Source organism: Candidatus Ozemobacteraceae bacterium (genome assembly GCA_035373905.1).
Taxonomy (GTDB): domain Bacteria; phylum Muiribacteriota; class Ozemobacteria; order Ozemobacterales; family Ozemobacteraceae; genus MWAR01.
In genome coordinates, this window is sequence record DAOSOK010000047.1 from 1 (window position 1) to 12,586 (window position 12,586).

General features: G+C 61.3%; 12 protein-coding genes. 8 read left to right on the forward strand and 4 right to left on the reverse strand.

The features are described from left to right. Positions 1-47: 47 nt before the first annotated feature. Positions 48-632, forward strand: a complete 585-nt coding sequence (locus PLU72_17845; protein HOT30044.1) for a tetratricopeptide repeat protein — start codon at positions 48-50, stop codon at positions 630-632. An 81-nt stretch (positions 633-713) separates the two neighbouring features. After that, complete coding sequence (locus tag PLU72_17850; GenBank protein ID HOT30045.1) at positions 714-980, forward strand: hypothetical protein; 267 nt, start codon at positions 714-716, stop codon at positions 978-980. A gap of 113 nt (positions 981-1,093) precedes the next feature. Here PLU72_17850 and PLU72_17855 read toward each other — a convergent pair whose 3' ends face one another. Next, positions 1,094-3,013 carry a 1-acyl-sn-glycerol-3-phosphate acyltransferase gene (locus tag PLU72_17855; protein HOT30046.1) on the reverse strand — a complete coding sequence of 640 codons (1,920 nt, stop codon included), beginning with the start codon at positions 3,011-3,013 and terminating at the stop codon, positions 1,094-1,096. A gap of 282 nt (positions 3,014-3,295) precedes the next feature. Between PLU72_17855 and PLU72_17860 the strand changes: the two genes are divergently transcribed. Beyond that, positions 3,296-3,886: a hypothetical protein gene (locus PLU72_17860; protein HOT30047.1), complete on the forward strand. Its 591-nt coding sequence runs from the start codon at positions 3,296-3,298 to the stop codon at positions 3,884-3,886. 12 nt (positions 3,887-3,898) lie between these two features. Here PLU72_17860 and PLU72_17865 read toward each other — a convergent pair whose 3' ends face one another. Both PLU72_17865 and PLU72_17870 read right to left on the reverse strand, forming a co-directional pair. After that, positions 3,899-5,443: a hypothetical protein gene (locus PLU72_17865; GenBank protein ID HOT30048.1), complete on the reverse strand. Its 1,545-nt coding sequence runs from the start codon at positions 5,441-5,443 to the stop codon at positions 3,899-3,901. An 84-nt stretch (positions 5,444-5,527) separates the two neighbouring features. After that, complete coding sequence (locus PLU72_17870; protein HOT30049.1) at positions 5,528-6,541, reverse strand: lysylphosphatidylglycerol synthase transmembrane domain-containing protein; 1,014 nt, start codon at positions 6,539-6,541, stop codon at positions 5,528-5,530. Between the two features lie 134 nt (positions 6,542-6,675). Here PLU72_17870 and PLU72_17875 point away from each other — a divergent pair, with 134 nt between their 5' ends. From PLU72_17875 to mnmA, 5 genes are read left to right on the forward strand one after another with little or no spacing between them, the layout of a single operon-like run. Beyond that, positions 6,676-7,551, forward strand: coding sequence for a hypothetical protein (locus PLU72_17875; protein HOT30050.1), 876 nt, complete (start codon positions 6,676-6,678; stop codon positions 7,549-7,551). Between the two features lie 3 nt (positions 7,552-7,554). After that, positions 7,555-8,658: an AI-2E family transporter gene (locus tag PLU72_17880; protein ID HOT30051.1), complete on the forward strand. Its 1,104-nt coding sequence runs from the start codon at positions 7,555-7,557 to the stop codon at positions 8,656-8,658. Next, positions 8,636-9,640, forward strand: a complete 1,005-nt coding sequence (locus tag PLU72_17885; protein HOT30052.1) for an ABC transporter ATP-binding protein — start codon at positions 8,636-8,638, stop codon at positions 9,638-9,640. Before PLU72_17880 ends, PLU72_17885 begins: the two co-directional genes overlap by 23 nt. Continuing rightward, complete coding sequence (locus tag PLU72_17890; protein ID HOT30053.1) at positions 9,637-10,518, forward strand: ABC transporter permease; 882 nt, start codon at positions 9,637-9,639, stop codon at positions 10,516-10,518. Before PLU72_17885 ends, PLU72_17890 begins: the two co-directional genes overlap by 4 nt. Before the next feature lie 9 nt (positions 10,519-10,527). Next, positions 10,528-11,634, forward strand: a complete 1,107-nt coding sequence (gene mnmA, locus PLU72_17895; GenBank protein HOT30054.1) for a tRNA 2-thiouridine(34) synthase MnmA — start codon at positions 10,528-10,530, stop codon at positions 11,632-11,634. 30 nt (positions 11,635-11,664) lie between these two features. Here the strand turns inward: mnmA and PLU72_17900 are convergent, their stop codons facing one another. Beyond that, entirely contained in the window at positions 11,665-12,327 is a 663-nt protein-coding gene (locus tag PLU72_17900; GenBank protein HOT30055.1) for a hypothetical protein, read from the reverse strand. Positions 12,328-12,586: the final 259 nt, after the last annotated feature.

Consider the following 12,586-nt stretch of genomic DNA (forward strand, 5'->3'; position numbering starts at 1 on the left):
TCCGTGTCCACTTTTTCAAGTTGTCGTGAAAAGTACGCAAGATTCGGATGAACCCCATTTCCCGGGACGAGAAAAATGATAATGCCTGGTATAATATGGGCGTCGCCTTGTATCGTCTCAATCGGGTCCTGGATGCCAAGGCGGCCTTCCGCCGCGTCACGGAGTTGGCGCCGTCGCACCTGGCCGCCTGGTTCAACCTGGGCCAGACGTCCAGCGACGCAGGCCATCTCGAGGATGCCCTGAGAGCGCTCGAAAGCGTAATCCGGCTCGACCCCGGCCTGGCCCTCGCGCATTGCCGGATCGCCCTGACCCTGGCCCGTCTCGGCCGCCGGGATGATGCGGAAGCGTCTTTTCGTGAAGCCCTGCGTCTGAAACCCGACGCACCGCACATTCTGTATGACTGGGCCCTGTTCCTCATTGCGGGCAACCGGAAATCCGACGCGGCCGACGTGCAGAGACGGCTCGCCGGAATCGACCATGACGCAGCCGTGACCCTGATGGAGAAGATCATTGCCATGCCGCCCGGCGACAAGCCGTTCATCGTCGAATTCGACGCGGAGAAACTGAACTCGTCCGTCATCATCACCACGCCGATCACCCTGCCGGGCGACAAGCCGCCGGAAAATCCCTGAATAGCTCTCGGGTAGTCACCGGTTCATTCCGCCGAAACGGCCGGTTATCAATCAGCAGAGGCAAAAAAGGAGGCACGAACGATGAATTACGCTCTCTTGAACCGTATTCTGTATTTCGTCTCTTTCGCCTATGCGAAGTCGAACCTCAGGCCCTGGGAATACCCTGCCTCTGACTACACCCCCGAACGGGGGTTCTCCTGCACGTCTCTGATGCGGAAGAAGCCTGTGACCAGCTTCGACGACATCGTCGAGATGGCGCGGGAGATTTCACGGGAGAACAAACTCAGCGACGTCGTCATCATCTCCTGGCAGCGGTTCGAATCGAATGAACAGGAGGAAAAGTCATGAAGAGATACAAGGAGTTCTTCGGCGGGGATGGCACCGGTATAGAGCTGGTCTACACGGCCTTTCCCCATCGCGGCGAGGAGTGAGACGATCTCCAACGGGGTGCCGGTGTGGTGTCAGGAGAATTTGGTTTTTACGTGGCCGAGGAATTTTTTCAGGACGGGGGGGATTTGGGGGCTGGCGAGGTCGAGTTTGCCTGATTTTACGGCATTCACCAGGAGGGCGGTTTCGTCGCAGGGTTCGTCGATCAACTGGAGGATTGCGAACAGCATGGCCTGCATCTTCGGGAAGCCGAAGGTTTCGATGAAGAAGCGGGTTTTGGCGCCGAACTCGCGGCTGGGGGGCAGAAGAACGTCTTCACCACGGCCCGGGCCGAGGGTGTTGATCAGGTCCATCACGTGTTTCGGCCGCTGGCCGTAGGGGAGCTTCTTCAGCTCGCCAGGCAGAATCGGCGTGCCGATCAGGTAATCCTGCTTGCCGTTGTCGTAGGGGAAGTCGAGCCGCTCGTCGATCGCGTGGGCCGGCAGGCCACCGACGAACCGCACGGGAACGATGGGGACGTTCTTGTCGATGGTCATGTCCAGGAAGATCGAGCTCATACGGGTCACGGGCTGGTCCGCCGTCAGGTCCCGGGTGCCCTCGACATGCACGAGCAGCGATGCGTCGCGCCGGCCCTCCTTTTTCAGGTCGTCGATCAGCCCCTGGGGATTCTGCCGGTCGAAATATACCAATCGAAATGGATGTTTGTCCCCGAGCGAGTCCTTCGCGAACTCGAGCAGGAAGGCCAACCAGGCGTTGACGTGGTCGGGCTTGGCCACCGCCTGGATCGGCAGGCCGGTCAGGCCGTAGGCGACCGCCATGAACAGCGGCGACTCGAGGCCGATCTGGTGGTTGGCCAGGAAAACGACGGGCTGGTCCGCCACGGCCGCAAATGCCGCGGGGTTTCTGATCACCACCCGGCTGATGAAGGTCCCGCACAGGGCTCCGATCAGGTCGTGGAAAAACCGGTGCGAGCCGGTCCGCTCGATCCAGCGCGCGCGCAGCTTCTTCCAGTCGAGAGAAGCGTCGGTCGAACCGTCTTCGGGAAGAGTGTTGAGGGGAAGGTTCAGACAGGAACCCGTTATATCTTCTACGATATCTTTCGTCTGTAGTCGGGAAAACCTGGCCAGCCGCTCGATCCGGCCAGCCGGCTCGTCCGCACCGCCGCTTTCGGATGCCGCCACCGGCGGGGCTGCGTACGCTTCCGTCGCAAGAGGAGATGTTGCGGGGGATGCCTGTTCCGCAACATGAATCGAATTGGCGTCGACCCCGGTGATGATCCCGTAGATATCGTCGCCGTCGCGCTCGGCATCAGTAAGGCGGCGCAGGGCGATCATGCCGAGCCCTTCGCGGTATCGACCGATTCCCGTTCCGGCTGAGCCTTTCCGGGTATCCAGCCAGGCGCCGAGCGCATGAACGCCGTCGGCGCTGCCGGCGATGACGAGGTCGGCACGGCCGGTCTGCAGTTCATTCACGGCGGCGGCAACCCAGGCCATGGAGCCCGGGAGCGGAGATGGGTGCTCAATCGGGCAGGCTTCGAACCCGTAGTGGCGGGCAAATATCCCGGCCAGATCCTTCCCGGCGGCGTCGGCACCGGCCGTTCCACGCGTTTCGATGACGACGCGAACCCTGGCGGCAGGAATGGTCTCCTTCCCGAAGCTTTTCACATCTTCGAGGGCCCGCTTTGCCAGAAACAGGGAAACCGCAGACAGAACGGCAGGGACTTCGAGAACATCGGGGGGAACTTCGAACCCGTCAGCGGGGAGTCCCATCAGGAGACCGCTCTTCATGACGAACCACTTGAGGCCCTTCAGGTCCTGGGCCGTGAAAATCTCACTGAACGGCCACTGGCCGCCGGACAAGCCGGACATCAGCCCCTTCAGGCCCAGCAGGCCGGGCCAGAACGCCTTCGGGGAAACCGAGGCGGGAAAGAGCGGGCTTCGCCCGACAACCGCCACCGGCAGGGGTTTTCCTGAGCTGTTCGCCTTCTGCGACATCGATAACCACCCGAGTTCAAGCTGCGTGAGGTTGTGAATAATACCCTAAACAGGTGATTTCTGAGAACGAAATTTGCGAAGTTCCGGCAATATCGTCATCATACGCCAGGAATCCGATAATCCGTCGATCCGGGCGGATCACGATTCGCCCCTGCGACAGGTGCGCACACGATGTCTTCGACGGGCATCCCGGATATGCAATGGAGTTGAATTAGGGGAGAATGTTACAATGCTTTCAACGCTCATGGGGAATGAGACGACTCTTTTGCCGAGGCGGTTACGATGGGCAGAAAGCTGAGTGAGATTCAGAACCAGGTCAACAGACCGATCGAAGATCTCGAGGAGAAAGCCTCGGGGGATGCGGCGGATTTTCTGACGAGCTGCGCGCTGCTGCTCGGCTACGTCAGAGCCAACAGGCTCGACGACGCGCGCGATCTGTTCGAGGAGCTCGTCGCGTCCGAGACGGCGGCGCTGCAGATGACGACGGGAACGAGCGATCTCGCGGAAGCGCTGGAAGCATTCAGGGTTTCGGGCGGGGAAAGCGGAAAGCCGCTGGCGATCGAACGCCTCGAGCAGCTCGAGATCCTGCGGGACGCCGTTTCAAACCTGGACAAGATCCTGAACTGCCGGCGGAGTCTCGAGGCGAAGCCCGACGATCCGTCGCTTCTGTTCGATCTCGGGGTGGCTCTCTGCTGCACCGATGACGCGGCCAATCGGGAAGACCGCTGGATTTACACCGAGCTGGGCTGGTTCGATGAAGCGAACTATATTTTCACCAGCCTGCACGAGAAATATCCGGACCACGAGGGCGTCAACCACGGCCTCGAGGTCGTGAGAAACGAGCAGAGCCTGATCAAACGGCGTTCCCGCTGAGATCCGGTCTTCTCAGTCGAGCCTGAGCGGCTCGCTCCGGATGATGCGGGCGCCGGCTTCGACGACCACGCGAATTTCGTCCCCGGCATCGGCGGTGATCGACGGGGCGATCAGCTCGCCGGCGATGAACTGGCACGTGATCTTCCGGGAGCCGTTGACGACGATCGATCCATCGCCGGTATACCTGATCTCGCCGACGTTCTGCCATTCGGCGTCGTTTTCGATGCAGTGCTTCAGCGCGCCCGACACCCGATACGTATTTCCATCGCTACGCTTCGCTTCGACGGAAATCTCGAGCGTCGGGAAAAATCTGTCGATCAGTTCCGATGCCGAGTAGACCGCGATGGGAATGAGCACCTTCGCCTGCGGTTCGGCCATTTCGGCCGTCACGTTGCACTTCGGGCGCTCGAGGTTGACCTTCTTCGCCTTGAACAGGACGACCGAGAACCAGGAGCCGGTCGCCTTCGCGAGCGGCACCCAACCGACATCCTCGAACCAGCCGTAATAGACGCCACCGGATTCCTTCAGGTCAGAAAGCATGGGGTTCGGATACGGGCGCTTGCTGTTGCGGGGAAACACCCATTTCTGGTAATCGGCGACCGTGTCGTTACTGAAAAAGCGGGAATTGGTGAACACGGCGGCATGCTTCATCAGCTCTTCGGGCGAAAGGCCGGGCACGACGGGGTAACTCTTCGTCGGCCGGAAGGCGGGGTCTTTCCAGCCTTCCCCGATCACCCGGCGGATCATCGCGCCGTCGACGGCCTGTTCGACAGGCTCGAACAGCGAATGGGAATCGGCGCGCGTATGCGCGGGCTGGGTCATGTCGCCGACCATGTGCATCGCCTCGCCGACGCATCGGAACGCCTTCGCAAACAGTTGCGTCCGGGTCAGGCCGCCGAACCGCGCGCGATCGTTTTCCATGGCCGCCTTGTAGGCGCGCAGGCCGTTGATCCAGGAGTGATCGTTGTCGCCGTGGGTCAGGGCCCAAGTGATGCCGTCGATGCGCGGTTTGATGAGCTTCGGCTGGAGTTTGAGCTTCCGAAGCCGCCCGTTCCACTCTTCGTTGAGATTCCAGTCGTCGGCGTGATACTCGTAGGCTTCGAAAAACGCTTCCCTGCTCGTCACGTCTTCCCGGTTCGGCTTTTTCAGGCGCTTCGTCAGCCACGTCAGATAGCGAGGTTCATAGACCGGGTCGTAAAAATGCCGGAACCCCATGACGATTTCCGGGATATCCGCGTCGTGACCGCCGCGCTGGAGCCATCCGAGGAAATCCGTGCGCAGGGTGACGGTGTCGGCGGATTTTTCGCTCATACCGCCCTTTTTGAAGGTGATGCCGTCGAACACGGTCCGATGCTCGATCGGTGCGTTTCGGTATTTGTCGCCAAACGCGTCGGACTGACTTTTGACGATGAACAACCGGCCGGCCAGTTCGTTGATGGCCGGATGCGCCTCGTTGCAGCCCCATCCGAAGACCGGCGGGCAGGAACACAGCGCAATGACGAGCAGAACCGCCGAAAGGATTCTTCGGTCCCCTGTCAGTGTCGCTTGGCGTATCACACGACGTATGTGCCGGGAAAACGAATTCATTTTCTCATTATACCCCCGCCTCCAGGGGGGCGGGAATCCCGCTTTCGACGCCGGTCAGGCGTCGGCAGGCTCCGTTTCCTCTGAGGCGGCGGCTGTTTCGAGGTCTGCAAGGTGCAGGTTTTCGAGGGTGAGGATCGCGAGACCGATGATGATGACGTATGCGTAGGTCAGAAAATGCGTCGCAAGACCGAACGCAACCGCAACTTCCCTGGGAAGGCCGAGCATGTCGGTCAGGACGATGATGCAGCAGTATTCGTAAATCCCGATCATGCCTGGGCTCGAGGGGATCATCGCACCGAGCGACAGCACGGCGATCAGCAGCAGGGAACCGTCGAGCCCGATCGGAAGGTTGAACATACGCATGCTTATATAATTCGTTCCGACGGAAGCGGCCCACGCGACGACGCTCAGGAAAATCGCCGTCCACAGGGGTTTCGGGTGGCGAACGAGCGAGAGGCCGCCGATGAACGAGTCACGCAGGCCGTAGATCCGGTCTCGCCAGGCGGTCGGGAACGGCGACAGGAGGAGGTCCGACACCGGGTCGATCCAGTTCCGCCGAAACTGGAGAAGCAGGATGACGAAAAGCACGGCGCCGTAGAAGGCCACGGCGGTGTAGCCGCCGCTGCGGACCGCGGTGCTCACGGGGAAACTCGTGACCGCGAACGCGATGAACGATACCACGCAGATGCCGTCGAGCAGTCGTTCCATCACGACCGATCCGAAGGCCTCGGAAAACGACGCGTGCCCTTTGCGGCCGAGATACCAGGCACGCACGAACTCCCCGGCGCGTGCCGGAAAGAGGTTGTTGAACATGTAGCCGAGGATCAGCCCCCCGTAGAGGTGGCCGAACGGAATCGTTCGGGGGTGAAGAATGTACCGCCATCGGATCGTTCTCAGCAGATACTCGATCGTGACGGAGACGATCATGAGCGGCAGAACCCGCCAGTCGACGGCCGAGAGTACCGCAGGCACCCGTTCCCAGTCGACTTTACGCAGGGCCAGCCAGAGAAATAAGACGCTGAGAACGAGCCCGATGATTTTTTTCGCGGTTTTTTTCATTCGAGGCATGCTAACACGCTCCACCCCGCCCGGCAATAAATCAGTGCTGTGCGGAAGCGTGTGTACGATTCACGTTTCTAGGGACGCGAACTTGTCGAATGCGCGGCAAGCCAATATAATCAGTTCACTGTGAGCAATCCCGAATGATGTGGACAGCAATCCAGCTTCTGACCTGCGTGACGATCGTCCTTGCCATCGCTTTTTTCGTCGGCAAACGCATCGGTCAGCGGCGTTTCATCAAGATGCAGGAAGAGATGAAGGCGCTGGAGAAGGCGTTCAACCAGCTTCTCGAGCAGATGGAGCTCGTCTCGGGACACAACCTGCAGGTGCTGGACAACAAGACGCAGGAGCTGCGGGAGCTGCTCAACGTCGCCGACAAGAAGTGCCTGTACGCGACCGACCTCATGAAAGAGGTCGATGAGATGAAGCGCCGTCTCCAGAACCAGAACCGCACGGCCGAGGTCTCCGCGTCCCCGCCGGCCGTCAGCGAAATCAAACTTCGCCGGGAAGTGCAGGACCAACTGGATGCAGCGAACGGTCGCATCGAATCGATAGATGCTCATATACGAAAACTGGAACAGGAGCAGGAAGAACTGTTCCAGCAGATCCTCTCTCTCAAGAAGTGCTCGATGTCGATGGAGCGGGCCATCCAGGAGCGGCCAGCAGCGGCGTGGCCCTGCCACGCGGCGGGCGATGTCGCGGCCGCAACGGGGTGCGCAGCGGATTCCGACGGCGACGTTCCCGACCAGTCTCCCCGGCCCGTCGAAATCCCGCACGTTGAGGTGCCGCCGGCGCCCGAGAACCCGACGCTCGATCCCTCATCGGTCATCACCCGCATCAGACATCGCGATCGGCCGGCGCTCGCAAATCTCGACCCCATGCAGACCGAAATCATCAACCAGGTTCTCGACCTGTGCGACCAAGGCGTCTCGATTCCTCAGATCGCCCGGCAGATGAAGATGAGCAAGACAGAAATCGAGCTGATGCTCAAGTTCTACGACATGCGGAAGGCGGTCTGAGGCATGTTTCTGCGCGACCTCCCGGCCTGGGCGAAAAACGTCCTGATCATCGGCGGCGGCATCGCCTTTCTCTGGCTTGCCTACATGCTGTCCGCGGTCATTGCCCCCTTTCTGTTCTCTCTCGTGCTGGCCTATATTCTCAACCCGATCGTGCGCCTTCTCGAGAGCCGCCGTATCCCGCGCGCATGGGCGGTCCTGCTGATGTATATCACTGGCTTTATCATCGGCATCCTGGTCATCGTCCCCGTGCTGTTCACAATCGTCGCCGAGGGTCATGAACTGGCGGCGCGGCTCGGCCGGCTCGACGTACGCCAGATCGCGGGCGATTATCACGCATCGCTCCGCGGGCTGTATGACAGATACGCCGCCATTCCCTGGCTCAACGACTGGGTGAACGGCTCGGTCGACCCCGAGAAGATCAGGGAGCTGGCCGCGAAAGCGTTCGTTTCCGCCAAGGACATCACCGTCAGCCTGTTCCAGCAGGTGTTTGGCATTTTCGTCTCGGCCTTCTCCGGCGTGATGGGGATGATCCTGATCCCCCTGCTGACCTTTTACATGCTCGTCGACCTCGATCTCATCTGGCAGCAGTTCACGAAACTCGTCCCGCCCATCTACCGCGATTCGACCCTGAGATTAGCAGGTGATATAGACAAGCTTCTGAACGCCCTTCTGCGCGGACAACTGGTCTGCGCGTTCGCCTTCGCCCTCCTGATGACGCTCGGCCTCTGGCTGTCGGGCCTGCCGTTCGCCTTCCTGCTCGGCCCGATCGCGGGAGCCGGCAACCTGATCCCCTATCTCGGCGGGCTCGTCACCGTCATCCTGGCCACCCTGGTCGCCCTTGCCACGACCGGCGCCTCCTGGGCGACCGCCGCGACGCTGGCCAAGGCGGGCGTTGCTCTGGCCGTCGTCCAGGGTCTCGACGGCTTCGTCATCCAGCCGAAGGTCATGGAGGGCAGCATCGGCATGCATCCCCTCACGGTGATGCTGGCGCTCGTCATCGGCGGCAGCGTGTTCGGGTTCATCGGCATGCTGCTGGCGATCCCGGCGACCTGCATTCTGAAGGTCCTGGCGCACGAACTGTATCATGAACTCTATGACACCCACTGAGCCGGGTGCCCCGCCACAGACGCGGCTACAGTCAGCGGCGCCATCGCAGAAGCCTCCGGCGATCCGCGTCGCCGGCCTTTCCAAGCGGTTCGGTCGCGTGAAGGCCGTCGACGAGATGGCGTTTTCCGTGCCGACCGGCTCGGTGTGCGGCTTTCTCGGCCCGAACGGCGCAGGCAAGACCACGACGCTCCGCATGCTGCTCGGCCTCGCCAGGCCCGACGACGGCGAGATGGAGCTTCTCGGCACCCCGATGCCGTCGGGCCGCGCCGAAACCCTCGAGAAAACGGGCTCCCTCGTCGAGAAGCCCTCGTTCATCGAGCAGTTCACCGGCTTCGAAAACCTCTGGTGGTTCGGCTCGCTGGCCGCGCCGCTCGCGAAGCAGCGCGTCGACGAGACACTCGAACTCGTCGGTCTCTCGGATGCTGCCCACAAGCCGTTCGGCATCTACTCGACCGGCATGAAGCAGCGGCTGGGCGTCGCAGGCGCGATCCTCCACCACCCCGCCCTGCTCCTGCTCGACGAGCCGACCAACGGCATGGATCCCCAGGGCCGCGCCCAAATTCGAGACATAATAAGAAATATACACGACCGCGAGGGAACGACGATCTTCCTCTCGTCCCATCTCCTCGACGAGGTGCAGCGGCTCTGCGACTACGTCGTCATCGTCGACCACGGGAAGATGATCCGCCAGGGTTTCGTGGGAGAGCTGCTGAACGACGGCCACGAGACCTGGGAACTGCGTCTTCCGCCTCAAGAAGCCGCCAAAGCCGCCGATCTTCTGAAGGCCGTTTCCCATGTTTTCGGCGTGCAAAGCGCGCCGCGCGGGCTCGAGATCAACATCGCACACGGCACGTCCCACGAGATCAACCGCGCGCTGGTCGAAGCCGGCATCGCCGTCTCGGCGCTGATCCCACGCGAAGCCTCGCTTGAAGAGACGTTTCTCGCGCTCACCGATTCCGAACCGGGAGCAGACCGGTCATGATGCGACGCATGCTCGTCCTGTTCGGCTTCGAACTGAAGAAGGTGCTCTCCCGGAAAAAGGCGTTCCTATTCCTGCTCGCGCTGAACGTCGTGCCGATCATCGCCAGCATCGGCGCCATGCTCGCGTATCTGAAGATGCGCAGCTTCGGCCTCGGCAGCATCGAGTATTCGGTGCTCGTCGAGTTGGTGCAGGGCCTCTTCACCGCACACATGAAACTGTTCGCCTGGATCTCGCCGTTCTTCCTCGCCCTCGTCGTCGGCGACATCGTCTCGGGCGAGGCCGGCCGCGGTCATCTGAAAACGCTGCTGCTGACGCCCGTCGCCCGCTGGCAGGTGCTCCTCGCCAAGGGCGCCGCCGTCATGGTGTTCCTGCTCATCGCCGTCGCGCTTGGCGGCCTGTTCCTGCAGCTCGACCTCTGGGTCGCCCACAACATGAGCCGCAGCGGCGCGGTCATCATGGACGCCCGCGAATCCGGTGCGATCCTCGCCGACACCGCCACCGGCCTGCGCCTCCTCACGATCAGTTTCATGACGAACCTGACGATGGTGGCGTATTTCCTGCTGACCGCCCTCTTCTTCGAAACGCCTATCCTGATGGCGTTCTCGAGCCTCATCCTGCTGATGGCCATGCAGACCTACGTCATGATGGCCCCCTACATCGCGAAACTCGACGCCGTCTACGGACGCTGGGTGCCCTGGTGCTTCACCCGCCATATTTCCGAGTTGACGGACGTGAAGACGATCTACGGCGTGCTCGACCAGTCGCTGACGCTCTCGAGCAGCGTCATCCGGGAACCGCTCATCGGAAGCCTCGGCTGGGCCGCCGCATTTTTCGCCCTGGCGCTGCTCGTCTTCCACCGGCGCCAGATTCTCTCCTGACCGCCCGCCGTGAACGATCCGAAAGAGCGGGTGCTGGTCGCCCTGTCGGGCGGCGTCGATTCGTCGGTCACGGCGGCGCTCTTGAAGGAAGCGGGCCACGAGGTGTTCTCGGCGACGCTCAAGACCTTCTGCTATGCCGAGCGGGGCGGCGGCGCAAAGGCCTGCTGCGGGCTGGAAGGTCTCGCCGCGGCGCGGTCCGCGGCCGCTTTTCTCGGTATACCGCATACGATATTTGACGTCTCCGCGGCGTTCGAGCGCGACGTCATCGACGATTTCACGGCGGAATACGCGGCCGGCCGCACGCCCAATCCCTGCGTGCGCTGCAACGCGACGGTCAAGATCCCCTGGCTGCTCGAAAAAGCCCGCACGCTCGGCTGCACCGCCGTCGCGACGGGACATTACGCGCAGGTCAGGCCGGTCCCCGAAGGCGGCGTCGGCTTGTTCCGCGGCGCCGACACGGCGAAAGACCAGGCCTACTTTCTCTGGGAAATCCCCGCCCGCGTGCTTCCCCATCTCCGCCTCCCGCTCGGAGGCATGACCAAGCCCCAGGTGCGCGAACTTGCCAGACGTTTCGGTCTGTCGAACGCGGAAAAGCCGGAGTCCCAGGAAATCTGCTTCGTCCCGGAAGGCGACTACGTCGCGTTCCTGCGCGAGCGTCTTCCGGCCGACCACCCCGGATTTCGGCCTGGCCCCATCGTCGACACCGCCGGGAAGCGGCTCGGAACGCACGACGGGTATCTCAGCTTCACGATCGGTCAGCGCAAGGGGCTCGGCGGCGGCCACGGCCGGCGTCTTTTCGTCGTCGCGATCGATCCGACGACCCGCACCGTCGTTGCGGGCGAAGGCCCCGACATCGAGGGGCGCATGCTGCGCATCGAACGCGTGAACCTCCTGGCGACGTCACCGCTCGTTCCGGGCACGGCCGTTTCGGTCCAGATCCGTCACCGGGCAAAAGCCTTGCCGGCCCGCATCGTCAGCGTTTGCGACACCGGATCGATCCTGATCGAACTGGTTGAAACCGCCCGCTCGATCACGCCCGGCCAGTCCGGCGTCTTGTTCGACGGCGACCGCCTCATCGCGGGCGGGCGTATCGCGGGGCCCGTCATACATATCTAACGATATTGTTCCAACGGGCACGCGCCGGGATCAGCCGGCCGTTTCCGGGCAAAAGGCTTTTTTGACGTTGATGGCCTTCATGATCAGCGCCGGGGCATTGACCGGTTCGATCAGGTTGCCGGGATTGAATAGAATGGTGTCTCCCCGCGCTTCGACCTGCATGCTTTCCTCTCCGAACTGCATGAACAAGTTCCGGATGCGCATATCGAAAAGCTGACGCACGGCCTGTTCCGATTCACCCTGCAGCACGAACGTTTTCGAAAAAGTCGGGTCTTCGTCGAAGTTGATATCCTGCCCGCCGAACAGTTTGCCGAGGAAATCGAAGAACGCATTTTCTCGCCGGATGAAAAAATGCGGCAGCGACAGGTTTTTCGACTTGATGATACACAGCGTCTGTGTGTGAGTATGGGAATTCTTGCCAGAACCGGTCCGGTAACTGTAATCGAGCGTCCGCACCTCGTCGTTTTCGCTTCTTCCGATCAGGACGTTGTATGTCCTGCGATTACGGCCGATGTTGAAGATCTTGAAGCGACCAAAACGCTCTTCGGAATTGTCCGCCTCGAGGAACTGGAAGTTCATTTTCTGAGCCGCCTGTTGCCAGGCTTCTTTTCGCTTTCGAGCCTGGACGAGGCTTATAACGATCATCAGAACGAAAATGAGGATGAATCCGACGACGAACAACGCGCTTTCCATGGTTTCCTCCCGCAGCGTTCGAGATGTCTCTCATATCTATTTTAGCATCACTTCCGCGAGAAACACCAACCCCACCCCGGCGTTCCCATCGTTTTCTGCGCAACAAAAGACCATTGAGCGTTCCCGTTCGTGCCGAACCTGTCGAATCTCGAAAGCCTCTCCCCCGTTGGCGGACTCAGGTCGAACGAATTATATATATAATTATATGTTATATATATTCACTATTTCCGGAGACCTCGGATGACTCAGGTTCTTCAAA

What these genes read in the sequence shown, in the direction of transcription:
- PLU72_17845 (HOT30044.1), top strand. Translation starts at nt 48, where the DNA reads ATGAACCCCATTTCCCGGGACGAGAAAAATGATAATGCCTGGTATAAT.
- PLU72_17850 (HOT30045.1), top strand. Translation starts at nt 714, where the DNA reads ATGAATTACGCTCTCTTGAACCGTATTCTGTATTTCGTCTCTTTCGCC.
- PLU72_17855 (HOT30046.1), bottom strand. Translation starts at nt 3,013, where the DNA reads ATGTCGCAGAAGGCGAACAGCTCAGGAAAACCCCTGCCGGTGGCGGTT.
- PLU72_17860 (HOT30047.1), top strand. Translation starts at nt 3,296, where the DNA reads ATGGGCAGAAAGCTGAGTGAGATTCAGAACCAGGTCAACAGACCGATC.
- PLU72_17870 (HOT30049.1), bottom strand. Translation starts at nt 6,541, where the DNA reads ATGCCTCGAATGAAAAAAACCGCGAAAAAAATCATCGGGCTCGTTCTC.
- PLU72_17875 (HOT30050.1), top strand. Translation starts at nt 6,676, where the DNA reads ATGATGTGGACAGCAATCCAGCTTCTGACCTGCGTGACGATCGTCCTT.
- PLU72_17880 (HOT30051.1), top strand. Translation starts at nt 7,555, where the DNA reads ATGTTTCTGCGCGACCTCCCGGCCTGGGCGAAAAACGTCCTGATCATC.
- PLU72_17885 (HOT30052.1), top strand. Translation starts at nt 8,636, where the DNA reads ATGAACTCTATGACACCCACTGAGCCGGGTGCCCCGCCACAGACGCGG.
- PLU72_17890 (HOT30053.1), top strand. Translation starts at nt 9,637, where the DNA reads ATGATGCGACGCATGCTCGTCCTGTTCGGCTTCGAACTGAAGAAGGTG.
- PLU72_17900 (HOT30055.1), bottom strand. Translation starts at nt 12,327, where the DNA reads ATGGAAAGCGCGTTGTTCGTCGTCGGATTCATCCTCATTTTCGTTCTG.